The following is a 23,612-nucleotide window of genomic DNA, read 5'->3' as shown; positions in this document are numbered from 1 at the left end:
GACCATCGGTCGCTCGCTCGACATAATCTGTCGCTTTATCTTCATTTGCTGTCGCGCCCCTGTAAATCCACGGTTTTGATCGGTAGAATCGACGCCTTTCCGTACAACCCCGTGGAGTGATGGCATGGCCGACGTAAACAAGGTCGTTCTCGCGTATTCCGGCGGCCTGGACACTTCGGTGATCCTCAAGTGGCTGCAGGATACTTATAACTGTGAAGTGGTGACCTTCACCGCTGACCTGGGTCAGGGCGAAGAGGTCGAACCTGCACGTGCCAAGGCGCAAGCCATGGGCGTGAAAGAGATCTACATTGACGACCTGCGCGAAGAATTCGTCCGCGATTTCGTCTTCCCGATGTTTCGCGCCAACACTGTCTACGAAGGCGAGTACCTGCTGGGTACTTCCATCGCACGTCCGCTGATCGCCAAGCGCCTGATCGAAATCGCCAACGAAACCGGCGCTGATGCCATTTCCCATGGCGCCACCGGCAAGGGCAACGACCAGGTGCGTTTCGAACTGGGTGCCTACGCGCTCAAGCCCGGCGTGAAAGTGATTGCCCCCTGGCGTGAATGGGACCTGCTGTCCCGTGAAAAGCTGATGGATTACGCTGAAAAGCACGCGATCCCGATCGAGCGTCATGGCAAGAAAAAGTCCCCGTACTCGATGGACGCCAACCTGCTGCACATCTCCTATGAAGGCGGCGTGCTGGAAGACACCTGGACCGAGCACGAAGAAGACATGTGGAAATGGACCGTCTCCCCGGAGAACGCTCCAGACAAGCCGCAATACCTGGAACTGACCTACCGTAATGGCGACATCGTCGCGCTGGACGGCGTCGAAATGACCCCGGCCACCGTATTGGCGACGCTGAACCGTATCGGTGGCGAACACGGCATCGGTCGCCTCGACATCGTCGAGAACCGCTATGTGGGCATGAAGTCCCGTGGCTGCTACGAAACCCCGGGCGGCACCATCATGCTGCGTGCCCACCGCGCCATCGAGTCCATCACCCTGGACCGTGAAGTGGCTCACCTCAAAGACGAGCTGATGCCCAAGTACGCCAGCCTGATCTATACCGGCTACTGGTGGAGCCCTGAGCGTCTGATGCTGCAACAGATGATCGATGCTTCCCAGGCCCACGTGAATGGCGTTGTGCGTCTGAAGTTGTACAAGGGCAATGTGATCGTTACCGGCCGTAAGTCGGATGACTCGCTGTTCGACGCCAACATCGCCACTTTCGAAGAAGATGGCGGCGCCTACAACCAGGCCGACGCAGCGGGCTTTATCAAGTTGAATGCATTGCGCATGCGCATTGCTGCCAACAAAGGTCGTTCGTTGTTCTGAGTGTCAAGCCGGTTGTAAAAATGGCCCCTTGTTCAAGGGGCCATTTTTTTGTCTTGAATTCTTGATTAAGTCCACTTTCTTTAAACTTGTTTAATCAGTGTTTTTGATGATGGGGACGCTGGTTTTTTGTCGGGGGAATGTTTTTTATCATTTGTGTAGGAACCAGTCTTACAGAGAATTCACTCATGTAGGTGCGAGGAATATGTAAGAAGCCAAAAATTCTGTAGGAAATAAGGATGTAAGTAAATATGTTAAATGGAACTGAAACTACCGATTTTTCTCTGCCAGCTCCGCTACCTGCAGTCGACAGGCAAGGGGCATTTCCTGATAGTTGCGTGCGGCACGTTTACCTTATCCCCTGGGGGGGCTGGAAATTTCACTCAAAATATGTGAGGTCCCGGAAAGTTCTGAAGGGCCTCATAAAACTGGAAACATCTGTATCGGTGTTTTTTTGTAGGGCGTTTCCTTTATCTCTGTGGGTTGGGTCTCTGCTTGCTGTTGCTCGGGGGGGAACGCTATGCCAACTAGGAAACGACTAGGCTATTGTGTTTGCTCTAAATAATTCGAACAGCGAAATTGGACTTTCTCATGAATAAAGTGCTGATCGTAGATGATCATCCCGTCATTCGTCTTGCTGTGCGTATGCTAATGGAGCGTCATGGTTATGAGGTCGTTGCAGAGACCAATAACGGTGTCGATGCGTTGCAACTTGCGCGGGAGCATATGCCGGACATTGTCATACTGGATATTGGGATTCCCAAGCTCGATGGCCTGGAAGTTATTTGCCGACTTTCGTCTACCAAGCAGGCTGTCCCGTTCAAGGTCCTGGTGCTCACCTCCCAGGCTCCAGGTCACTTTTCGATGCGTTGCATGCAGGCGGGTGCTGCTGGCTATGTGTGCAAGCAACAGGACCTGACTGAATTGCTCAGCGCGATCAAGGCGGTGTTGTCGGGCTACAGCTATTTCCCAAACCAGGCACTCAACTCGGTACGCTCCACCATGGGCAATGCCAGTGAGGCCGATATGGTCGAGCGTCTGTCCGGCCGGGAGATGATGGTGTTGCAGCAGTTGGCCCGGGGCAGGACCAACAAGGAGATTGCCGACGGTATGTTTCTCAGCAACAAGACCGTCAGCACCTACAAGACTCGTCTGCTGCTCAAGCTCAATGCCCGCTCTCTCGTGGACTTGATCGAGCTGGCCCAGCGTAACGGCTTGGTATAGGTGAGGGCACAGCACTGCGCATAGGCCGCACAACCGGCAGAAAAAAGCCTCCGACAGGGAGGCTTCCGGCCGTCGACCGCTTGATCAGAGGTCGAAGTCGTAGTCGGCCAGTTGTTTTTGCAAGCGTCGTTCTTCCAGAAGGTTGTCGATAGTACGGCGTTTGCTCAGATTGGTCTTGGCGACCTCCGCCACAGGTGCTTCCACGCCATCGTCCTCCGATTCAACGAGGTCGTCTTCCACATCCAACTGTTCTTTGTCAGTGCTCATAACGTTAACTCCGGAGTAAGACTGCCGTTGGCGCTCCTTATAACGATAATCCATGAATGGGTAAAAAAGATTTTTTCAATCGACTGATCGAGAAAACCAATGAGCCCTCAATCGTCCGACGTCTTGCCCTTGTATTCGCACAGGTCTTCAATGCGGCAGCTGCCGCAGCGCGGCTTGCGGGCCTGGCAAACATAGCGTCCGTGCAGGATCAGCCAATGGTGGGAGTCAAGCAGGTACGGTTTGGGCACGAACTTCATGAGCTGCTTTTCCACTTCGACCACGTTCTTGCCGCGGGCTATTCCGGTTCGATTACTGACCCGAAAAATATGGGTATCCACGGCCATGGTGAGTTGCCTGAATGCGGTGTTGAGCACCACGTTAGCGGTTTTACGGCCCACCCCCGGCAGGGCTTCCAGTGCTTCGCGGGTTTCTGGCACTTCGCTATTGTGCCGTTCTATCAGCAAGCGGCAGGTCTCGATGACATTCTTGGCCTTGCTGTTGTAGAGGCCGATGGTCTTGATGTACTCCGATAACCCGTCCACGCCCAGGGCGTAAATCGCCTCTGGCGTGTTTGCCACGGGATACAGCCTGGCCGTGGCCTTGTTGACGCCGACGTCCGTGGATTGGGCCGACAGGATCACTGCAATCAGTAACTCGAACGGCGAGGAGTAGGCCAGTTCGGTCTTGGGTTCCGGATTGTCTTCGTGAAGCCTGCGAAAAATTTCCAGGCGTTTTGCGGCGTTCATGGGGCGGAAGGTTCCTTTCGGGCAGTCAGCGTAGTTTCGAATAGTGGGTCCAGGCCTGGAGTCCTGCGAGCAGGACAAGCCGACGATATCAATGTGGTGTCGGCGATGGACTGTAACAACCCCCAGTATTATCAGTCATGTGCCATGGGCGTCTACTTGGCGCTGCGCATCATCGAGCTTGTGTTGCGCGTCGGCTAATTGTTGCGGATCCGCCTGTTGGTCGAGGGCTTTCTTCAACTCGGCCCGGCGCATCGCCAATTGGATTTTGGCGCGCTTGAGGTCGGCGTTGTTGACGGCAGGCAGCGGTGTCGCGGGTGTGTGATGCTGGCCCAGGGCTGCCAACGCCTGCTCCGCTGCCTCGAACTGCTGTTGCAGGGCGATCAGTTGGGATTGTTGTTCAAAGGTCGGCGGGTGCCCAAAAGCCTGCAAGGATTTGTGCAATTGGGCGCGGCTCATGGCCACATTGATCTTGGCTTTTTTCACCTCCGCATCCTGGGCGGCTCGCGCTGCGTCAAGTGGCAAAGGGGGAGTTGGTGCTGAACGCTGAGGCCGCGCCACACGTTGGGCAATCCTGTGCTCTTCTTCCCGTTGCAGGCGCGCATTGCGTTGTTCAAAGCGTTGCCGGGCACGGTCGCGCTTGAAATCTCGTTCACGGCGTTCGTTTTCGTTCGCTGCCAGGCCGCCGACGATCGGCAGCCCTGTGACCAGTGGGCGTAACTCAATGCAGTCGACGGGGCAGGGCGCGACGCACAGGTCGCAACCGGTGCACTCATCGATGATAACGGTGTGCATCAACTTGGCGGCGCCGACAATCGCGTCCACCGGGCAGGCCTGGATGCATTTGGTGCAGCCGATGCACTCGGCCTCGCGGATGTAGGCGACCTGGGCCGGGGCGTCCCCACGGCTGGTATCCAGCTCCAGAATGGGTACACGCAGTAATAGCGCAAGGCCGGTGATCGTCTCCTGTCCTCCGGGTGGGCATTTGTTGATTGCCTCGCCCCGCGCGATACCCTCGGCGTAAGGCTTGCAGCCCGGGTGCCCACACTTGCCGCATTGTGTCTGCGGCAGCAGCGCGTCGATACGTTGAATCAGATTCATGGAGTGATCATTGGCGTGCCGGTTGAACAAACAGGGTTTGATTATCCGGCAAGCGAGAAGGGGGGACTAGTTGAAAAGCCCCGTCGCCGAAACGACAGGGCTGTTTTGCAGCGCTTACTTGATACGTTGACCCGGCTTGGCGCCGCTGTCCGGGCTCAGCAGGTAGATCTCTTCGCCGCCAGGGCCAGCCGCCATCACCATGCCTTCGGAGATACCGAACTTCATTTTCCGCGGCTTGAGGTTGGCAATCATCATGGTCAGGCGACCATTGAGCTTGGATGGGTCCGGATAGGCGCTCTTGATTCCGGAGAACACGTTGCGTTGTTCGTCACCAATATCCAGGGTCAGGCGCAGCAGTTTGTCGGCCCCTTCCACGGCTTCGGCCTTGATGATCAGCGCCACGCGCAGGTCCACGGCAGCAAAGGCGTCAAAGTCGATTTCCGGGGAAAGCGGGTCCTTGGCCAACTCGCCGTTACCGGCCGGTTTCGATTCGCCGGTATCGGTCTGGCTGGCAGCCAGGTCTTCTTTAGATGCGTCGGTCATGGCCTGGACCTTGACCGGGTCGATGCGGGTCATCAGAGGCTTGAATTCATTCAACTGATGGTTGCTGAGCAACGTGGCGTGGTCGTTCCAGGTCAGCGGCGCGACATTGAGGAACGCCTCGGCGTCGGCGGCCAGCAATGGCAGCACGGGCTTGAGGAAGATCACCAGCTGGCGGAACAGGTTGACGCCGGTGGCGCAGATCGCCTGGACCTCGTCCTGCTTGCCTTCCTGCTTGTTCAGCGACCAGGGCGCCTTGTCGGCAATCCAGGCGTTGGCGCGGTCGGCCAGGCCCATGATCTCGCGCATGGCGCGGGCAAAGTCGCGGGCTTCATAGGCGTCGGCGATGCTTGGGGCGGCAGCCAGGAACGCGTCGGTCAGTTCCGGCGCGGCGTTCTCGGCCACCAGCAGGCCGGCGTTGCCTTTGTGGATAAAACCGGCGCAGCGGCTGGCGATGTTGACCACCTTGCCAACCAGGTCCGAGTTGACCTTCTGGACGAAGTCTTCCAGGTTCAGGTCCAGGTCGTCGACGCCACGGCCCAGCTTGGAGGCGTAGTAGTAGCGCAGGTATTCCGGCGACAGGTGGTCCAGGTAGGTGCGTGCCTTGATAAAGGTGCCACGGGACTTGGACATCTTCTGGCCATTGACCGTCAGGTAGCCGTGTACCGCGATGCCGGTTGGCTTGCGGTAGCCCGAACCTTCGAGCATGGCTGGCCAGAACAGGGCGTGGAAGTTGACGATGTCCTTGCCGATGAAGTGGTACAGCTCGGCGGTGGAGTCCTTGCCCCAGAACGCATCGAAGTCCAGCTCCGGCGTACGGTCGCAGAGGTTCTTGAAGCTGGCCATGTAGCCGATCGGCGCGTCCAGCCATACATAGAAGTATTTGCCGGGCTCGCCTGGGATCTCGAAGCCGAAGTACGGCGCATCGCGGGAGATGTCCCACTGTTGCAGGCCTGCATCCAGCCATTCGGCGATCTTGTTGGCCACGGCGTCCTGCAGGGTGCCGCTGCGGGTCCAGGTTTGCAGCATCTGCTGGAAATCCGGGAGCTTGAAGAAGAAGTGCTGGGAATCCTTGAGTACCGGGATGGCGCCGGAGATAGCCGAGCGCGGGTTCTTAAGGTCAGTCGGTGCGTAGGTGGCACCGCATTTTTCGCAGTTGTCGCCGTACTGGTCTTCAGTGCCGCATTTCGGGCAGGTGCCCTTGATGAAGCGGTCGGCCAGGAACATTTTCTTTTCCGGGTCGAAATACTGCGTGATCGAGCGCGTGGCAATGTGCCCGGCGTCCTTCAAACGCAGGTAGATCTGGCTCGACAGCTCACGGTTTTCGGCGGAGTGGGTCGAGTGGAAGTTGTCGAAATCCACCAGGAACTCGGCAAAGTCGGCGCTGTGTTCAGCCTGCACATTGGCGATCAGCTGTTCCGGGGTGATGCCTTCCTTTTCGGCGCGCAGCATGATGGCCGAACCGTGGGCGTCGTCCGCGCAGACATAGATGCATTGATTGCCGCGATGCTTCTGGAAGCGCACCCACATATCGGTCTGGATGTACTCAAGCATATGGCCAAGATGGATGGAACCATTGGCATAGGGCAGGGCGCTGGTGACGAGGATCTTGCGTGGCTCGGACATGGGGCTCGGCTACTTGATGAAACGGAGGTCGGCCACTATAAAGCGCCGGGAAATTTATTTCACCCCGTGGTGCTGTTTCAGAATCTTCCGCACCTGCGAAAGCATGCCGTAACGCTGCTGGAACGGTTAGGATAGCCGCCTGTTTCAGTCAGTCTTTTTTCGGGAGTTGCCCATGAGCGCCGTCAATCGCGCAGCGGTGGAAGCCGTTCTTCGCCAGTACACCGACCCCTATTTGAACCAGGATCCGGTCAGCGCCGGCTGTGTACGCGCCATCGAGGTCCAGGGTGACCAGGTTTCGGTCCAACTGGAGCTGGGTTATGCCGCCGGCCTGTTCAAGAGCGGTTGGGCGCAGATGCTGCAAATGGCCATCGAAGGCCTTGATGGTGTGCGTGCCGCCAAGGTCGACATCCAGTGCGTGATCGCCCCGCACAAGGCCCAGGCGCAGATCCCGGGCCTGGCCAACGTCAAGAACGTGGTGGCAGTCGCTTCCGGCAAGGGCGGCGTGGGCAAATCCACCACCGCAGCCAACCTGGCCCTGGCCCTGGCCCGTGAAGGCGCGCGCGTGGGTATTCTCGACGCCGATATCTACGGCCCGAGCCAGGGCGTGATGTTCGGCATCGCCGAAGGCACGCGGCCGAAGGTCAAGGACCAGAAGTGGTTCGTGCCGATCGAGTCCATGGGCGTGGAGGTCATGTCCATGGCGTTCCTGACCGATGACAACACGCCGATGGTGTGGCGCGGGCCGATGGTCTCCGGCGCGTTGCTGCAGTTGGTCACCCAGACCGCCTGGGGCGACCTGGATTACCTGGTGATCGACATGCCGCCAGGCACCGGCGATATCCAACTGACCCTGGCACAGAAAGTCCCGGTGGCCGGCTCGGTGATCGTGACCACGCCCCAGGACCTGGCGTTGCTGGACGCCAGGAAGGGCGTGGAGATGTTCCGCAAGGTCAACATTCCGGTGCTGGGTGTGGTGGAGAACATGGCGGTGCACATCTGCTCCAACTGCGGCCACGCAGAGCATCTGTTTGGTGAAGGCGGTGGCGAGAAGCTGGCGACCCAGTACGGCGTTGAACTACTGGCCTCGTTGCCATTGTCGATGGGCATTCGTGAACAGGCCGACGGCGGCAAGCCCACCGTAGCGGCAGAGCCCGATGGCCAGATCGCCATGATCTACCAGGAATTGGCTCGCCATGTGGGCGCCCGGATCGTCCTGCAGGAAGCGGCGGCCCCGGCAATGCCGACCATTACGGTCAGCGACGACTGAACTCGCTGAAGGACAAGAAGCCTCGACTTGTCGGGGCTTTTTCTTGTCTGGAGATCGGTCAATGGGTTTCTTTTACGCTTTTACGCAATGGCGCGCGTAAGCATTCGCTTACTTTCTCGTAAGTGTTTGGTTTTTTTGCCGGGGGGGTGCGTCTCTAATCCTTGAGGGAGTTTTCTATCTAATTGAAATATAACAATTATTTATCTTTGTCTGGGCGCTGGAAACTGTCAGTGCCAAGTTTGGATCCCGTTGAACTTCCCTCGGAACTCTCTAACATCAGCCCTGTGTCCACGGATTGACACAGCCATCAAGGAACGATGGTTGAAGGAACGTCGCAGGATGCGATTCATCAGGATGATGAAAAGGAACACAGGGACTAGGGAAAAAATGTGGGCGGGTCATACCGCCCCTTTTTTCGTCTATAGAAAAGTGAATGCGTTCCCCGGAACGCAAAAAAGGCCCTTGAAGGGCCTTTTTTTGTTGGGCAGCGGCGCTTTTAGCGCTCTAGTTGCTCAATCTTGTTGGGTTTGCCATCCCATTCGGCGGCATCCGGCAACGAGTCTTTCTTCTCGGTGATGTTTGGCCAGATTTCAGCCAATTCAACGTTCAACTGAATGAACTGTTCCATGCCCGCCGGGACTTCGTCCTCGGAGAAAATGGCGACGGCCGGGCATTCAGGTTCACACAGGGCGCAGTCAATGCACTCGTCCGGGTGGATGACCAGGAAGTTCGGGCCTTCGTAGAAGCAGTCCACCGGACACACTTCTACGCAGTCGGTGTACTTGCACTTGATGCAGTTGTCGGTGACGACGAAGGTCATTTCTAATTCTCTCCTCAGGCGGCGGCAGCGAAACCCTTTGTGGTAGGGCTCGCGAGGTTCGGGAGCGATAGTCTGCAGGCCAGGCTAAGAGCCAGCAGCATCCCAAACCGCGCGAGAGTCTATCAGCTTGCAAGCGTGAGCGTTATATCCGAGTCTTCAGTGCATATAACATTTCCAGCGCTTTTCGCGGCGTCAAGTCGTCCAGGTCAAGCTTTGCCAATTCATCCAGCACCGGATGGGGCAGGCTGGCGAACATATCGCTCTGGTGCGGCGCAGCAGGTTTGCGGCTGGCCTTGGCAGGGCTGGCCACCACGGTTTCATGGGGCAGGGCCGTGGTTTCCAGGCGGCTGAGGTGCTCGCGGGCACGGGTGATCACGTCGTTCGGCACGCCGGCCAATTGCGCCACGGCCAGCCCGTAACTCTGGCTGGCCGGCCCTGGCAGCACGTGGTGCAGGAATACGATGCGCTCGTTGTGCTCGGTGGCATTCAGATGCACGTTGGCCACCAGCGGCTCGCTTTCCGGCAGCACCGTCAGTTCGAAGTAGTGGGTGGCAAATAGCGTATAGGCACGCAGATGCGCCAACCGTTCGGCCGCCGCCCATGCCAGGGACAGGCCGTCAAACGTACTGGTGCCGCGACCCACTTCGTCCATCAGCACCAGGCTGCGCTCGGTGGCGTTGTGCAGGATATTCGCGGTCTCGCTCATTTCCACCATAAAGGTCGAACGGCCACCGGCCAGGTCATCGCTGGAGCCGATCCGGGTGAAGATGCGGTCTACCAGGGACAATTCACAACTGGCCGCTGGCACAAAGCTGCCGATATGCGCCAGCAGTACGATCAAGGCGGTTTGACGCATGTAGGTGGATTTACCACCCATGTTCGGACCGGTGATCACCAACATGCGGGTATCGTCGTCCAGCGACAGGTCGTTGGCGACGAACGGCGTGGTCAGCACCTGCTCCACCACCGGGTGGCGCCCCTGCACGATGCGCATGCACGGCTCGCTGACAAACCGTGGGCAGTTCAGGTCGAGATTCAGCGCCCGTTCGGCGAGGTTGCTCAGCACATCCAGCTCCGCCAGGGCGGCGGCGGTGTCCTGCAGCGGCGCCAACTGGCTGATCAAGTCTTCCAGCAACGCCTCGTAGAGCATCTTTTCCCGGGCCAGGGCACGGCTCTTGGCCGACAGCGCCTTGTCTTCAAACTCCTTCAGCTCCGGGGTGATAAAACGCTCGGCACCTTTGAGTGTCTGGCGGCGTTGATAGTCGATGGGCGCCGACTCGGCCTGCTTACTCGGCAACTCGATAAAGTAGCCATGCACGCGGTTGTAGCCCACCTTCAGGTTGGCCAGGCCGGTGCGAGCTTTTTCGCGGGCTTCCAGGTCGATCAGGAACTGCCCGGCGTTTTCGCTCAGGGACTGCAGTTCGTCCAGTTCGCTGTCGTAGCCGGTCTTGAGCACGCCGCCGTCACGGATGATCGCCGGCGGGTTGTCGATAATGGCCTTTTCCAACAGCGCTGCCAGTTCCGGGTAGGTACCGGCCGTTACGGCGAGCTGTTGCAGGTGCGGCGTATCCAGTTCGGTCATTGCCACTTGCAGTTGCGGCAGGGCGCTGAGGGCATCGCGCAGACGCGCCAGGTCACGGGGTCGCGCATTGCGCAGGCCGATCCGCGCCAGGATGCGCTCGATGTCGCCGATTTCCTTCAGCTGCGGCTGCAGCTTTTCAAAGCGATAGCCGTCCAGCAGGCAGGTAATCGACGTCTGGCGCGCCTGCAGCACCGTCAAATCCCGCAACGGACGGTTCAACCAGCGGGTCAGCAGACGGCTGCCCATGGCAGTTTGGCAGCGATCGACCACCGATTGCAGGGTGTTGTCACGCCCGCCGGACAGGTTGGTGTCCAGTTCCAGGTTGCGACGGCTCGCGCCATCGAGCACCACGGTGTCGTCCAGGCGCTCATGGCGCAGGCTGCGCAAATGCGGCAGGGCGGTGCGTTGGGTTTCCTTGGCATAGCTGAGCAGGCAACCCGCAGCGCCGATGGCCAGGGTCAGGGTTTCGCAACCGAAGCCTTTAAGGTCCTGCACCGAGAACTGCTGGCATAGACTTTTCAGTGCCGAGTCACGCTCGAAATCCCACGGCGCGCGACGCTTGGTCCCACGGCGTTTTTCCGCAGGCAGATCCTTCGGCCAATCATCCGGGATCAACAACTCCACCGGATTGATGCGCTCCAGCTCCGCCAGCAGGTTTTCCCAGCCCTTGATCTCCAGCACGCTGAAATTGCCGCTGGTGATGTCCAGTACCGAAAGCCCGAACAAGCGCTCATCGCCCAGCACCGCAGCGATCAGGTTATCGCGACGCTCATCCAGCAGCGCCTCATCACTCACCGTCCCCGGCGTAATAATGCGCACCACCTGGCGTTCCACCGGGCCCTTGCTGGTGGCCGGATCGCCGATCTGCTCGCAGATCACCACCGATTCGCCCAGCTTCACCAGCTTGACCAGGTAACCCTCCAGCGAGTGATAAGGGATCCCGCACATCGGAATCGACTGCCCCGCCGACTGCCCGCGCGCGGTCAAGGTGATGTCCAGCAACTTGGCGGCCTTCTTCGCGTCTTCATAGAAGATCTCGTAGAAGTCGCCCATGCGATAGAACATCAACTGATCAGGGTGCTGGTTTTTCAGGCGCCAGTACTGCTGCATCATCGGGGTGTGAGAGGACAGATCGGACGTGTTTTTACTCATTGGATAATAGGCAAATTCGTTGAAAGGAGTGGGGCAAAGGTGGGGCACTCGGCCCTGCTGATTTTGCAATGGCCGCAAGGTTAACACGCGAGGTCGGCCCTTCGCAGGTCGCAAACGGATAGGTAAAACGCAAAGTGGGATGGCGCATTTGTTTAAATGCGCAGGGACGTGTCGCTATTGGCGCGCAGCCGAAAATGCCTCCCTCAGTACGATGAGGCGATCGCCTTGGCCAGTTGCATGTCGGACATAAGAGGCGAGGCGTAGGTCGCGCGATAGTACCGAGATGCCTGTTCGAACTCAGCACCGCGGATCTCGCCGTCCGAACCGATAAAGGCGAGGGCATCGGTTTTGGAGGATGTGAAAAGCTTTGGCGCATCGGTCGTGAGAACGCTGGCTCCCCCAATCAGGATGGTGGGCACGAACGTCGTGTACATCAGCACTTTATCGAAAGGGTTGGCGTTTTCAGCCGCCGCTACCGGGTTGCCGATCACTGCCACGGCAGCGATCGCCAGCGTCTTCCATGAGCCCATTCTTCGATGCTTCCATTTCTGTGAGAGGCCGCACGATAGCAGAGGCGGTCCCTTTGCAGATATAAGGCGCTGCCGAGCACAATGAATCCCGCGCTGAAGATGCGCTTTCGATTGAAGCAGGTCCACTGAAAGGTATTGCGAGTGCATAATTAATGCATGAATGATGCAAATTAGCATTTGCCAACCCCAAAAACTCCCGTCACTATCGCCGCTATGCAAAAACGCAACGTTTCTATCGTCTTAAGAGAACTGCTGGACCGCGACCGGATCTCCCCCACGGAGCTTCACCGGCGTACTGGCGTGCCTCAATCCACGTTGTCCCGGATTCTCAGCGGCAAGATCGTTGATCCGTCGGATAAACACATCTCGCGTATCGCCGAGTACTTCCGCGTCAGCACCGATCAACTGCGCGGGCGTGCGGCGGTGGGGGCGTTGCGCGATGACGGGCGCGACCCGACGCATTCGGAACTCAAGGATATAAGCCTGTGGGACGATGACACCCCCGTTAATGATGACGAGGTGTCGATCCCCTTTCTGCGCGAGGTTGAATTGGCTGCTGGATCAGGAAGATTCGTCATCGAGGAAAGCGAGAAGGCCAGCCTGCGTTTTGGAAAGCGCAGCCTGCGACATAACGGTGTGCAGTTCGACCAGGCCAAGTGTGTGACGGTGCGCGGCAACAGTATGTTGCCGGTACTGCGCGACGGCGCGACGGTCGGCGTGAATGCTGGCAAAAGTGGCATCGGCGACATCGTCGATGGCGACTTGTATGCCATCAATCACAATGGCCAGCTGCGGGTTAAACAGCTCTATCGCCTGCCTTCCGGGATTCGCCTGCGCAGTTTCAATCGCGATGAACACCCGGATGAGGACTACAGCTTCCAGGATATCCAGGATGAGCAGATCAGCATCCTCGGTCATGTGTTCTGGTGGGGGATGTACGCCCGTTAACCTCCTTGCGTAAGAGAGAGCCCGCCATCGAGCGGGCTTTTTTTCGCCCGTGGAAAATCGCCAAACCCTTTGCCCGCAAGGCATGAAGTGCACCAGTGCATTAGCTTGGTGAAATAAATGCATTTGTGCATTGACTGTATATGCATACATGCATATCCTTCATCTCAAGCCAGCCAACAAGGCCTGGTGGAGGCGGCAAGGATGCTGCCAAGGAAGACAAGGAAGACAAGGAAGGCACGCAACATCGGCAAGGACGCCATCAGAGCGATGGCAGGGATGCCAGGCAACACCGGCAAGGATGCCGACGCTCTTTAGTGACACCGCTTCAGCGACAGGCAGCGATGAACCGGCCTTAACGGTTCAGAGGGTTGGCAACTGACCCGGGTGTGCAGCGTAAAGCACCAGAAGCAGTTATCCGGCAGACAGGGATCGTGGTCGGAAAAACATCGAGGAAAGATCCGTACCGCGCCAGTAGCGCCGAAAGATCGACGCTGGACCGCATTACTGAAAAGCCTGGGCAACCGGGCTTTTTGGAATGCCTACCTATACATGGATTTACCCAAAAGCCGGTGCGTTGCCGGCATTGCTCAGCCAGGAGGCGTGACATGACAAACGAGCAGCAAGCGTTAGCGGAAATGCCTATCTGGCTGGTGATCGCACTGGCGCTGATTGGCGGCGTATCCGGCGAAATGTGGCGTGCCGACAAGGAGGGCGCCCGCGGTTGGTCGCTGGTCCGGCGTCTGGCCCTGCGGTCCGGGGCGTGCATGGTCTGCGGGGTTTCGGCATTGATGCTGTGCTACGCCGCCGGCATGTCGATCTGGACCGCCGGCGCCATTGGTTGCCTGACGGCCATGGCCGGCGCAGACGTCGCCATCGGCCTTTATGAACGCTGGGCGGCCAAGCGCATCGGGGTCAACGAAGCGCCGACATCCCGCTCGGATCAGCAGTAACTGCTGCAAGGACGCAACTGATGACACTTATCGAAAAACCCTCCCAACTGCCTGTAGCCATTGAGGGGGCGCTGAAGCGTGCCTTCCCACAATTACAGGTAGGCAACCACCAGGACGTTGGCGGCGCCGGGGATCACACTGGCGTGCTGATCAGCGTGGAACGCAACGGCCCCGGTGTGCGTTCCCGTGAAGGGCGCAAGGCGCATGCCTTGTCGGTATCACTCAGGGTTACGGTCGCCAGTGCGGCGGCGCCTTTTGACGCGTGCGACCTGGCCAGCCAATTGATGGACCTGGCCCTGGATAACCGCTGGGGCCTGCCGTCGGACCAGTGCGATTTACCCACGGCCGTCGTCGCGGCGCCCTCTGGGCTCGCCAGCGCCGAAACGGACTACGACACCTGGACCGTGTCCTTCACCCAAACCCTCTATCTCGGCCCGTCGTTGCTCGAAGACCCCACCGGCACACCGCTGTTTGCCCGCACCTGGGAAGTCTCGGACATCGACGATCCGGATCAATATCGGCCCCTGCAGGAGTAGTCCATGTTCGACGCGTTGTTACGCATGCAACTGGGGCCGATTGTCGAGCGCCTGGCGGAAATGGAAGCCCAGCTCGAAGACCTGTATCGACGCGCGGACAGTTTCTGCCGCATTGGCGTGTGCCAGGAGGTCGACGCTGCCAGCAATACCTGCAAGGTCAGCCATGGTGAGTTGCTTACCCCGGCGATTCGGTTCTTCAACCCCAGCGCGGGTGCGCAGACCGAAACCCGTATTCCGTCGGTGGGCGAGCAATGCCTGTTGCTCAACTACGGCGGTGGGGAAGGGGGCATGCAGTCTGTGGCGCTGTTCGGGCTGAACAGTAGTCTGTTTCCACCGGTGTCCAGCGTGGCCTCGCTGACCCGGCGGCGCCATCAGGATGGCACCCAAAGCGACTACGACGATGCCAGCCACACCTTCAACTGGATTAACGGCTCGATGATCCCGCAACTGCTCGGCCAGAACCTTGGCGATGACCTATTGATCCTCGCCAAAAGCCATGCCGCGCAAGCGTTCTACAACAGCCAGAACGGCATTGTCGACTTCCAGCCCCAGGTCATCGTCGCCACCCGCCAGGGCGCCGGGTTATTGCTGCGTTTTGCCGGCACCTGGAAAAACCGCCAACAATCCTTCGAGGTTGTGACATGAGCATGCTGATCCCAGGCCAGAACCAACTGGCGGAGCCGGCGATTATCGCGGTCGATGAATTCGAACCACTGCTGGCGGAGTTCAAGGCGTTTGTCGTCGACTACGTCGCCACCCGCGCGCCGCACAGCGCGGCCAGACTCAAGGTCAGCCTCGACAACGAAAGCGGACTGCTGACCCAAGCGGCCGCGCAGCAACTGCTGCAAACCTACGCCGACTCCTGCCCTTGCTTGGACGGCCGCGTGAACCCAAGTTGGATCGACTATGCGTTCCACAGCGCCGGTGCGCGCAACTGCAGATACTCGAGCCCTTGAGGCCGATCATGATGATTCACAAAAAACGGCCATTGTGTCGGATTTTTTGTGCCCGGAAGAAAGCAAAAAGCCCCGACAAGTTCAGGGCTTTTTGTTGAGATCGAAAAAAGAGAGGGCGACTCCAGAGGGTGCACTAACACCCTAAGGAGACGCCAGATCGCAGATCTAGCCTGCAAGCCAGCCCCTCACTGCTCGCGCGAGCGGGACGGAGCCTAGCAGATAAATAAACGGACTTGCAGATGTTGAAAGAATTCAGATGCGGTAACTGCAAAAGACTTCTCGCCCGTACGGGTGGGTTTACAGAGCTCCAGATCAAATGTTCCCGATGCGGGACGTTGAATCATGGGAAGGCCACGAGCCTCGAGCAATCGCCTTTGAGCGACATGAAAGCGGAATCCTCCGCGACAAATCATTCGACTCAACAGGTGAAAACATGGACGCACAACCAATCGGCTCTAAATTGTTTTCTGGCGAATACAGTGCCAGCGTAGTTCAAGTCATCAATCCTGCGATGAACACCAATGGAGCAGTGCTTCGAACGGCTTCTTTCCTCGGTACGCAGTATTCGATCCTCGCAACTGGCACAACCCCCGTCACCGGGGCCACCGACAAGACGAAGCCTGTTGTTTTGGCTTCGGTAGCGGCGACCTACAATGCCTTGCAGTTCCCCGTCACTTTACCGGCGGGGTATGGGCTTTGGATCGCCACTAACTCGGGCTCATCCTCGCTGTTCCTGACCTACGATCTGCTGCCATAAGCGAGACCTGGCCGACTCTAGAGTCGGCCATCTTGTTTGTTACGTAAGCCACGTGAATCTTTCCAATACCCCCGCCATCGTGGGGGGCCTTTTCGTTTTCGGCTCCACCACACCCATTGCTCCAAGCTGGGAGTGCTGCTGGGGCTAACTCATTTGTACAGGTCGTACTTCGGCCACCTTTCTCTATGGAGTGGCGATGGATCCTAACGACCTGGGGCCAGGCACACGTTCGCGTGGCTTGGCGGTACCGGCACTGTTCTGCTCGGTGGTCTGTTATGGCTGAGAAATTTCTCTTCAAGTCAATGTGGTTCAAGGCGTACGCAGCGGTGGCGTAAACGCCGTCGGCTCAGGCCTCAGCACCGCTGTCGGTGGCGCAATCGGTGGTTTGCTCGGCAGCGAGGCAGGCAGTTGGCTCGGTGACAAACTGTTCGGCTCAACGGATCGCCTGCCTGCACCCAATGCGGTGAGCAAGGAACTCAATGCGGCGCGCACGGATAACGTGCAAGTCACCCTCGCCCCGAGTATCCAGATCACCGGTGTAAACCCCGCCCCGGTGAACAAGGCTTTATCACCGCCAAGCTCGACGAAAAATCCCGCTCGAAATACCAAGGCTGCCGTGCCAGTTGGTGGGATGTCTCCGCCGGCAAGCAGCGCGTCGTCCAGGTGGGGAATGCACCGTTCAAAACCTTGCGCCAACGCTACCAGAACGAAGCCGAAGCCCGCGCCGTTGCCGAAGGTGAACTGCGTCGTGTGGGGCGTGAAAATTTGAAGTTGCTGATCGATTGCCCGGGCAATCCATTGTTGGCCGCGGAAGGCCTGTTAGTGCTGGATGAGAGCTGGCCGTCCTATATGCAGGGGCGCTGGTCGATAAAGCAGGTGGTTCATGTCGGCGATCCGGCGACGGGATACCGCAGTTCGATCACGGCCGGTGGGTTGTCGATATAGCTACTTTTCGAGAGTAAAACCAATGGTGATAACACTCCCCCAGCTGCTTGACGTTATGCCGGATGCCCGCCTTAGAGCGGGCGTTTTTTTAATGCCCTTGAATGCGGCTTTCGTTCGTTTCGAGATCAACTGTGCGAAGCGCATCGCCGCCTTCCTCGCCCAGATTGGCCACGAATCCGCCGAACTGCGTTACGTCCGTGAACTGGGCAGCGATTACTACCTGAGCAAATACGACACCGGCAGCCTGGCCGCGCGCCTGGGCAATAGCCCCGAAGCGGATGGCGATGGTCCTTTGTACCGGGGGCGGGGGCTGATCCAGATCACCGGTCGGCGCAATTACCTGGCCTGCAGTCAGGCGTTGTTTGGTGACGATCGTCTGTTGCGTGAGCCGATGTTGCTCGAGCAACCCCAATGGGCGGCTGAGTCGGCCGCCTGGTTCTGGCAGGTCAATGGCCTGAATGAGCTGGCCGACAAGGACCAGTTCACCACCATTACACGGCGTATCAATGGCGGGCTGAATGGGCTGGAGGATCGCTTGCGGCTGTGGGCGCGGGCGAAGGCGGTGTTATGCGTTTCCTAGGGGCCTACCAACTGATCGGTGCTTGCCTGTTGGTGGCGGTGACCTGGCAGGTCCAGGCCTGGCGCTTGGGGGTACAGCTTGAGCGCCAGGCTTCTGTCCATGCACAGGCGCTCAGCCAGCAAAGCCAGGCGGTCTTGCATCAACAACAGGCTGAACAGGACAAACGGCTGGCCCTGGAGCAACAGCTCAGTGCCAGCGACCAACACCATGCTCGGGAGTTGAGCGATGCCCAACGTAACCAGGCTGCTCTGCGCGACCGTCTGGCCACTGCTGATGTGCGGTTGTCAGTCCTTCTCGACGCCACCAAAGCCGCCGATGGCTGCGCAGTGCCAAGTACCACCACCACCGGCGGCCTGGTTCATGCAGCCGCACGAGCCCGACTTGACCCGGCGCATGCTCAGCGAATTATCGGCATCACCGATGCCGGCGACCAAGGACTGATCGCCTTGCGCGCTTGCCAGGCGTATGTGCACGCTGTCGCCCGCTAATCTCTTGTTCCAGTCTGTCGCTTGCATGAGCGATTTGCTCCTGTAGGGTAGGCAAACCCCCGCCCACTTCTGGAGACCGTCGTGAAGGAAATCACTCAACTTGCCGCTGACCTGGGCCGCCGCCTGCAGATGCTCAATGCCCACGTCACCACGGCCGAATCCTGTACCGGTGGCGGTATCGCCGAGGCCATTACGCGGATCCCGGGGAGTTCGGCCTGGTTCGAGGCGGGGTATGTCACCTATTCCAATCGGCAGAAGACCCGGCAGTTGAATGTGCCGGAAACCTTGTTTCCAAAGGTTGGGGCGGTCAGCCAGGAAGTGGTGGAGGCCATGGTGCGCGGCGCCCAGGAGAAAAGCCTGGCGCGCTTTGCCGTGGCGGTCAGCGGTGTGGCGGGGCCCGATGGTGGTTCGGTGGACAAGCCGGTGGGCACCGTCTGGCTGGCCTTTGGCGTTGGCGAGGAGGTCACGGCCGAGCTTGCGCACTTCTCCGGCAACCGAGATGAGGTCCGCCGACAAACGGTGAAGGCCGCGCTGGAGGGCTTGTTGCGACGAGCTGCAGCAGAAATAGAAAATCAGGGGTAGGCGATCTCCGATCTTTGTGGAACAATACTGTCTACTTATACAGGTGTTGGCCGTCAGGCCTTATTGATTACGTGAGGACTTTAATGGACGACAACAAGAAGAAAGCCTTGGCTGCGGCCCTGGGTCAGATCGAACGTCAATTCGGCAAGGGTGCCGTAATGCGTATGGGCGATCACGACCGTCAGGCGATCCCGGCTATTTCCACTGGCTCTCTGGGTCTGGACATCGCGCTCGGCATTGGCGGCCTGCCAAAAGGTCGTATCGTTGAAATCTACGGTCCTGAATCTTCCGGTAAAACCACCCTGACCCTGTCGGTGATTGCCCAGGCGCAAAAAATGGGCGCCACCTGCGCGTTCGTCGACGCCGAGCACGCCCTGGATCCTGAATACGCCGGCAAGCTGGGCGTCAACGTTGATGACCTGCTGGTGTCCCAGCCGGACACCGGTGAGCAAGCCCTGGAAATCACCGACATGCTGGTGCGCTCCAACGCCATCGACGTGATCGTGGTCGACTCCGTGGCAGCCCTGGTACCCAAGGCTGAAATCGAAGGCGAAATGGGCGACATGCATGTGGGCCTGCAAGCCCGCCTGATGTCCCAGGCGCTGCGTAAAATCACCGGTAACATCAAGAACGCCAACTGCCTGGTGATCTTCATCAACCAGATCCGCATGAAGATCGGCGTGATGTTTGGCAGCCCGGAAACCACCACCGGTGGTAACGCGCTGAAGTTCTACGCGTCGGTCCGCCTGGACATCCGCCGTACCGGCGCGGTGAAAGAGGGTGACGAGGTTGTGGGTAGCGAAACCCGCGTCAAGGTCGTGAAAAACAAAGTGGCTCCGCCTTTCCGCCAGGCTGAGTTCCAGATTCTCTACGGCAAGGGTATCTACCTGAACGGCGAGATGATCGACCTGGGCGTGCTGCACGGCTTCGTCGAAAAGTCCGGTGCCTGGTATGCCTACAATGGCAGCAAGATCGGTCAGGGCAAGGCCAACTCGGCCAAGTTCCTGGCGGACAACCCGGACATCGCTGCCACGCTTGAGAAGCAGATCCGCGACAAACTGCTGACCCCAACACCAGACGTGAAAGCTGCCGCCAACCGCGAGCCGGTTGAAGAAGTAGAAGAAGCCGACACTGACATCTGAAATAAACGATGACCGTTGTACTGGATACACTTGTCGCTGTTCGGCGCACCGCAATGGACCTGCTCGCTCGCCGCGAGCATGGTCGAGTCGAGCTGACGCGTAAACTGCGTCAGCGCGGTGCGGAACCTGAGATGATCGAAACCGCCCTTGACCGGTTGACGGAAGAGGGGCTGCTTTCGGAATCCCGTTATCTCGAAAGTTTTGTCTCCTACCGAGCCCGGTCCGGCTATGGCCCGGCGCGTATTCGCGAAGAGCTGAGCCAGCGTGGTTTACAGCGCGCCGATATCGACCTTGCCTTGCGTGAGTGCGGTATCAGTTGGCAGGCGCAGTTGGAGGACACCTGGCGCCGCAAATTCTCGGGTCATCTCCCCATTGATGCCAGGGAACGCGCCAAGCAGGGACGCTTCTTGAGTTATCGCGGTTTTTCGATGGAAATGATCAGCCGCTTATTAAGTGGCCGAGACATGGATGACTGAACACCTTGTTGTGCGGTGAACGGCCTTGTTGTGTGGTGAATGGGCTTGTTATGGCGAGCGGGCTTGCTTGTGGTGAGCGGGCTTGCCCCGCGCTGGGCTGCGAAGCAGCCCCAATAGCCTCACCTTCGATCTAAACCTGAAACACCAAACCTGAAGTCCCCAAAAAAGGCCCGCTATGAAAATAGCGGGCCTTTTTGCGTTTCTGGATCCTGCGTTTCTGGATTTCACGCCGGCTGCGGCGCTACCCGCTGTTGCGTCTTCCCCTGAGCCTGCGCCCAGTTCTCCGGCAAGTTGATGTAATCCACCAGCTCCCGTAACCGGCCCTGGTCGCGGCCATTGAAGTTGAACACCAACCGCGTCAAATGGCTGAACTTCGGCTCATCATGCTCCTCACCGGTATAGGCAAGCTGCTGGAATTCTCCGCTCAACCGCAGGCTGGCAAATTCACTCTGCAAATGAGCCAGCGCTCGATCGCTGAGCGGGTGATTCATGCGCACCACAAACTCACGTTTCAACCAGCGCGTGGAATGGAAGTTGGCATAGAACTGATTGATCTCTTCCACTGCCTCTTCAGCGCTGTACACCAGGCGTACCAGCTTGAGGTCGGTGGGCAGGATGTAGCGATTGGCTTCCAGCTGGCTACGGATAAAGTCCAGGGCGCCTTGCCAGAAACCGCCACCGGGCGCATCCAGCAACACTACCGGCACCAGCGGGCTTTTGCCGGTCTGGATCAGGGTCAATACTTCCAGGGCTTCATCCAGGGTGCCGAAACCACCCGGGCACAACACCAGCGCATCGGCTTCCTTGACGAAGAACAGCTTGCGGGTAAAGAAGAAGTGGAAGGACAGCAGGTTCTCGGTGCCATCGATGGTCGGGTTGGCATGCTGTTCAAACGGCAGGGTGATATTGAACCCCAGGCTGTGCTCCAGGCCTGCCCCTTCGTGGGCCGCCGCCATGATGCCGCCGCCACCACCGGTGATTACCATCAGGTCCGAACGGGCCAGTGCGGCACCCACCTCGCGGGCCAAGGCGTACAGTGGGCTTTCCACCGGGGTGCGTGCCGAGCCGAACACCGTGACCTTGCGGCGCCCCTTGAACTGTTCGAGTACGCGGAAGGCGTGGTCCAGTTCGCGAATGGCTTGCAAGGTGATCTTGGCGTTCCAGCGGTTGCGGTCGTCCTGGGCCATGCGCAGCACGGTCAGGATCATGTCGCGATACAGGGGGATATTCGGGCTGTTGGGGGCGATCTGCTTGAGCTGAGCTTCAACCTGTTGCGTAAGGTCGGCCCCGTTTTCTTCAAAATGCCGGAGCAGGCGGTCATTCGGTTCGTAAGGCATTCAACTTCTCCTTCTTCACAGAGGCTGGGCCAACGGCGAGAGATTCGTCCGGGGGCCACGACACTGCATGTGTCGCTGCATACCAAGGCATTGCACGTGTTCGCCAGGCAGCAAACGGGCTCTGTATATTCCTTGTGATTTAAAAAACCTTTGCACTGCACGTCGCAGGAGGGCAACCCTCTTTTGCCCTGGAAATGTTACAGAACGGCGTGGAAGCCGTGATGAACGGGCGGTCGGGATGACTTGATCATGGGCCGAAAAACCCTTGGCTGGCAACCGCTTATTGGTCACTCAGCAGGGAGTTTAGCCGCCTGCAGGGAAATGAAGCAGGGGAGTGCGCGCTACTGGACAGCAGCGCGCGAAGGGCAAGCGAAGATTACTTTTTCTTCTTGGCGGCAGCCGGTGCCGGGCAATCCGCTTCCACGAATTTCACCGATGCCACAGGACGATTGGTCTTGTTCTCGGTGATTTCATAGCGCATCACTGCGCCCTTGGCCATCAGCTCGCGATAACCTTTGTTCAGGCACACGCTTTGCCCCAGCTGGAAGTACACCGCCTTGGGGTTGGCGCGCATCTGTTCGGCGCGATCAGGCAATACGCTGAGGTGATCAATCAGTTGCATGCCCTCAACGGTGTAGGCCACTTCCAGGGTTTTTTCGTCGATTTCCCGCGGCAGGTCCTTGTTGCTTTCAGTCGCGACGCTTTGCAGCTTCCGGTTCATTTGGGCCTCCAGCAGCGAGGCCGCCTGGGCGCCCACGGGCAGTACCAGCGCAAGTGCGATGGATGGGGCGGCAAGACGCAGCATGGAACGCAGCATGAAACTCTCCTGATTCGGTTACTGGTGCATAGACCAGCCACTGCGCTGTGCGTTCAGTGGCGCGCAATTATAGGTGACCCCTTGCCACTACAGCCAGGCGTATCGCTGGTAAACTGCGGTCACTTCAGCCTTCCACGAGTTTTCTCCGTGTCGATCTACCCCTCTGTACGGCGCATCCGATGAGCCATGCCGTCTCCCGCCTGCGCACACAGCGCCTGGCACGCGCGATCAAGCCCTTCGTCAATCGAGGCTCACGTGCCGAACGCTGCCCCGGCTGCCGGGTCATCCCCGAGTATTGCCTGTGCGCCTGGCGCCCCCAGGTCGCGGCCAGGTCCGCCATGTGCCTGCTGATGCACGATGTCGAACCGATGAAACCCAGCAACACCGGCTGGCTGATCGCCGACGTGGTCGAGGACACCACGGCATTCGCCTGGTCGCGCACCGAAGTCGACCCGGATTTGCTCACCCTGCTAGCTGACCCGCAGTGGCAGCCCTACATCGTGTTCCCCGGCGAATTCGTGGCGCCCGAGCGTGTCGTCAGTACCGTGACGGTGGCAGAAGGCAGGCGCCCGCTGTTCATCCTGCTGGATGGCACCTGGAGCGAAGCGCGCAAGATGTTCCGCAAGAGTCCCTATCTGGAGTATCTGCCGGTATTGAGCCTGGCGCCTGAGCAGCTTTCGCGCTACAAACTGCGCCGCTCCAAGCGTGATGACCATTTCTGCACCGCCGAAGTCGCCGCCCTGTGCCTGGAACTGGCCGATGACACCGCTGCCAGCGAAGTGCTGGACGCCTACCTCGACGTATTCAGCACCCATTACCTGGCTGCCAAGTTCCAGCTGCCATTGGACCCGACCGACAGCGTCCATACTCGTCTTGCACCCTATATAGCCACGCTATAGCCAGACGA

Annotated in this window: 23 protein-coding genes and 5 pseudogenes; 19 read left to right on the top strand and 9 right to left on the bottom strand. The window is 58.9% G+C overall.

Annotation, left to right across the window (positions count from 1 at the left end):
* Nucleotides 1-124 precede the first annotated feature (124 nt).
* Nucleotides 125-1,342 carry an argininosuccinate synthase gene (locus PspCFBP13509_RS02135; RefSeq protein ID WP_012722490.1) on the top strand — a complete coding sequence of 406 codons (1,218 nt, stop codon included), beginning with the start codon at nucleotides 125-127 and terminating at the stop codon, nucleotides 1,340-1,342.
* Nucleotides 1,343-1,930: 588 nt separating this feature from the next.
* The gene (locus PspCFBP13509_RS02130) at nucleotides 1,931-2,563 is read left to right on the top strand and encodes a response regulator transcription factor (protein WP_027604587.1); all 633 of its coding nucleotides are present in this window, start codon (nucleotides 1,931-1,933) and stop codon (nucleotides 2,561-2,563) included.
* 84 nt (nucleotides 2,564-2,647) lie between these two features.
* On the opposite strand, the gene PspCFBP13509_RS02125 is transcribed toward PspCFBP13509_RS02130, so the two are convergent.
* From PspCFBP13509_RS02125 to metG, 4 genes are all read right to left on the bottom strand, one after another.
* Nucleotides 2,648-2,830 (bottom strand): PA3496 family putative envelope integrity protein, encoded by a 183-nt coding sequence (locus tag PspCFBP13509_RS02125; protein ID WP_027604586.1) that lies wholly within the window; start codon nucleotides 2,828-2,830, stop codon nucleotides 2,648-2,650.
* Between the two features lie 107 nt (nucleotides 2,831-2,937).
* On the bottom strand, nucleotides 2,938-3,576 hold the full coding sequence (gene nth, locus PspCFBP13509_RS02120; RefSeq protein ID WP_074844074.1) for an endonuclease III: 639 nt from the start codon (nucleotides 3,574-3,576) through the stop codon (nucleotides 2,938-2,940).
* A gap of 135 nt (nucleotides 3,577-3,711) precedes the next feature.
* Complete coding sequence (rsxB, locus tag PspCFBP13509_RS02115) at nucleotides 3,712-4,674, bottom strand: electron transport complex subunit RsxB (RefSeq protein WP_065926524.1); 963 nt, start codon at nucleotides 4,672-4,674, stop codon at nucleotides 3,712-3,714.
* A 114-nt stretch (nucleotides 4,675-4,788) separates the two neighbouring features.
* Nucleotides 4,789-6,840, bottom strand: a complete 2,052-nt coding sequence (gene metG, locus PspCFBP13509_RS02110) for a methionine--tRNA ligase (protein ID WP_065926523.1) — start codon at nucleotides 6,838-6,840, stop codon at nucleotides 4,789-4,791.
* A 172-nt stretch (nucleotides 6,841-7,012) separates the two neighbouring features.
* Between metG and apbC the strand changes: the two genes are divergently transcribed.
* Entirely contained in the window at nucleotides 7,013-8,107 is a 1,095-nt protein-coding gene (gene apbC / locus PspCFBP13509_RS02105) for an iron-sulfur cluster carrier protein ApbC (RefSeq protein WP_027604582.1), read from the top strand.
* A 496-nt stretch (nucleotides 8,108-8,603) separates the two neighbouring features.
* Here the strand turns inward: apbC and fdxA are convergent, their stop codons facing one another.
* The 3 genes from fdxA to PspCFBP13509_RS02090 form a co-directional block, all read right to left on the bottom strand.
* Nucleotides 8,604-8,927: a ferredoxin FdxA gene (fdxA, locus tag PspCFBP13509_RS02100; protein ID WP_027604581.1), complete on the bottom strand. Its 324-nt coding sequence runs from the start codon at nucleotides 8,925-8,927 to the stop codon at nucleotides 8,604-8,606.
* Nucleotides 8,928-9,069: 142 nt separating this feature from the next.
* A complete protein-coding gene (gene mutS, locus PspCFBP13509_RS02095; RefSeq protein WP_065926522.1) occupies nucleotides 9,070-11,661 on the bottom strand; it encodes a DNA mismatch repair protein MutS in 2,592 nt (863 codons plus the stop codon).
* A gap of 203 nt (nucleotides 11,662-11,864) precedes the next feature.
* On the bottom strand, nucleotides 11,865-12,191 hold the full coding sequence (locus PspCFBP13509_RS02090) for a DUF2388 domain-containing protein (RefSeq protein ID WP_137211495.1): 327 nt from the start codon (nucleotides 12,189-12,191) through the stop codon (nucleotides 11,865-11,867).
* 213 nt (nucleotides 12,192-12,404) lie between these two features.
* On the opposite strand from PspCFBP13509_RS02090, the gene PspCFBP13509_RS02085 reads away from it, so the two are divergent.
* The 15 genes and pseudogenes from PspCFBP13509_RS02085 to recX all read left to right on the top strand — a co-directional run bounded on the left by PspCFBP13509_RS02085 (nucleotide 12,405) and on the right by recX (nucleotide 20,551).
* Nucleotides 12,405-13,139, top strand: a complete 735-nt coding sequence (locus PspCFBP13509_RS02085; RefSeq protein ID WP_083221282.1) for a LexA family transcriptional regulator — start codon at nucleotides 12,405-12,407, stop codon at nucleotides 13,137-13,139.
* Between the two features lie 605 nt (nucleotides 13,140-13,744).
* Nucleotides 13,745-14,089, top strand: coding sequence for a phage holin family protein (locus PspCFBP13509_RS02080; protein ID WP_027604569.1), 345 nt, complete (start codon nucleotides 13,745-13,747; stop codon nucleotides 14,087-14,089).
* 20 nt (nucleotides 14,090-14,109) lie between these two features.
* Entirely contained in the window at nucleotides 14,110-14,625 is a 516-nt protein-coding gene (locus PspCFBP13509_RS02075) for a hypothetical protein (RefSeq protein WP_065948866.1), read from the top strand.
* Nucleotides 14,626-14,628: 3 nt separating this feature from the next.
* Nucleotides 14,629-15,057, top strand: a pseudogene (locus PspCFBP13509_RS02070) (phage baseplate assembly protein V); the annotation flags it as partial.
* Nucleotides 15,055-15,270 (top strand): annotated as a pseudogene (locus PspCFBP13509_RS31480) (phage baseplate protein); the annotation flags it as partial. The pseudogenes PspCFBP13509_RS02070 and PspCFBP13509_RS31480, both read left to right, overlap by 3 nt.
* Nucleotides 15,267-15,452 (top strand): annotated as a pseudogene (locus PspCFBP13509_RS02065) (baseplate J/gp47 family protein); the annotation flags it as partial. The pseudogenes PspCFBP13509_RS31480 and PspCFBP13509_RS02065, both read left to right, overlap by 4 nt.
* Nucleotides 15,453-15,820: 368 nt before the next feature.
* Entirely contained in the window at nucleotides 15,821-16,072 is a 252-nt protein-coding gene (locus tag PspCFBP13509_RS02060; RefSeq protein ID WP_242001045.1) for a zinc finger domain-containing protein, read from the top strand.
* Entirely contained in the window at nucleotides 16,015-16,338 is a 324-nt protein-coding gene (locus PspCFBP13509_RS02055) for a hypothetical protein (protein WP_074844189.1), read from the top strand. The genes PspCFBP13509_RS02060 and PspCFBP13509_RS02055 overlap by 58 nt, the downstream gene beginning before the upstream one ends.
* Before the next feature lie 196 nt (nucleotides 16,339-16,534).
* Nucleotides 16,535-16,653: pseudogene (locus PspCFBP13509_RS02050) on the top strand (chemotaxis protein); the annotation flags it as partial.
* Between the two features lie 231 nt (nucleotides 16,654-16,884).
* Nucleotides 16,885-17,283: pseudogene (locus PspCFBP13509_RS02040) on the top strand (phage late control D family protein); the annotation flags it as partial.
* Nucleotides 17,284-17,305: 22 nt separating this feature from the next.
* Nucleotides 17,306-17,863 (top strand): glycoside hydrolase family 19 protein, encoded by a 558-nt coding sequence (locus PspCFBP13509_RS02035; RefSeq protein WP_074844192.1) that lies wholly within the window; start codon nucleotides 17,306-17,308, stop codon nucleotides 17,861-17,863.
* A complete protein-coding gene (locus PspCFBP13509_RS02030; RefSeq protein WP_137211493.1) occupies nucleotides 17,851-18,351 on the top strand; it encodes a lysis system i-spanin subunit Rz in 501 nt (166 codons plus the stop codon). The genes PspCFBP13509_RS02035 and PspCFBP13509_RS02030 overlap by 13 nt, the downstream gene beginning before the upstream one ends.
* Before the next feature lie 81 nt (nucleotides 18,352-18,432).
* The gene (locus PspCFBP13509_RS02025) at nucleotides 18,433-18,933 is read left to right on the top strand and encodes a CinA family protein (RefSeq protein ID WP_065926515.1); all 501 of its coding nucleotides are present in this window, start codon (nucleotides 18,433-18,435) and stop codon (nucleotides 18,931-18,933) included.
* Between the two features lie 83 nt (nucleotides 18,934-19,016).
* Nucleotides 19,017-20,075: a recombinase RecA gene (recA, locus tag PspCFBP13509_RS02020; RefSeq protein ID WP_065926514.1), complete on the top strand. Its 1,059-nt coding sequence runs from the start codon at nucleotides 19,017-19,019 to the stop codon at nucleotides 20,073-20,075.
* 8 nt (nucleotides 20,076-20,083) lie between these two features.
* Complete coding sequence (gene recX / locus PspCFBP13509_RS02015) at nucleotides 20,084-20,551, top strand: recombination regulator RecX (protein ID WP_012722522.1); 468 nt, start codon at nucleotides 20,084-20,086, stop codon at nucleotides 20,549-20,551.
* A 224-nt stretch (nucleotides 20,552-20,775) separates the two neighbouring features.
* Here the strand turns inward: recX and PspCFBP13509_RS02010 are convergent, their stop codons facing one another.
* Together PspCFBP13509_RS02010 and PspCFBP13509_RS02005 are read right to left on the bottom strand one after the other, a co-directional pair.
* On the bottom strand, nucleotides 20,776-21,888 hold the full coding sequence (locus PspCFBP13509_RS02010) for an LOG family protein (protein WP_137211492.1): 1,113 nt from the start codon (nucleotides 21,886-21,888) through the stop codon (nucleotides 20,776-20,778).
* Nucleotides 21,889-22,264: 376 nt separating this feature from the next.
* Nucleotides 22,265-22,705, bottom strand: coding sequence for a PA3611 family quorum-sensing-regulated virulence factor (locus tag PspCFBP13509_RS02005; protein WP_027604548.1), 441 nt, complete (start codon nucleotides 22,703-22,705; stop codon nucleotides 22,265-22,267).
* 179 nt (nucleotides 22,706-22,884) lie between these two features.
* On the opposite strand from PspCFBP13509_RS02005, the gene PspCFBP13509_RS02000 reads away from it, so the two are divergent.
* Complete coding sequence (locus PspCFBP13509_RS02000; RefSeq protein ID WP_065926512.1) at nucleotides 22,885-23,604, top strand: tRNA-uridine aminocarboxypropyltransferase; 720 nt, start codon at nucleotides 22,885-22,887, stop codon at nucleotides 23,602-23,604.
* Nucleotides 23,605-23,612 lie beyond the last annotated feature (8 nt).

Source organism: Pseudomonas sp. CFBP13509 (genome assembly GCF_005233485.1).
Taxonomy (GTDB): Bacteria; Pseudomonadota; Gammaproteobacteria; order Pseudomonadales; family Pseudomonadaceae; genus Aquipseudomonas; species Aquipseudomonas marginalis.
This window is presented reverse-complemented; position numbering and strand designations above follow the sequence as displayed.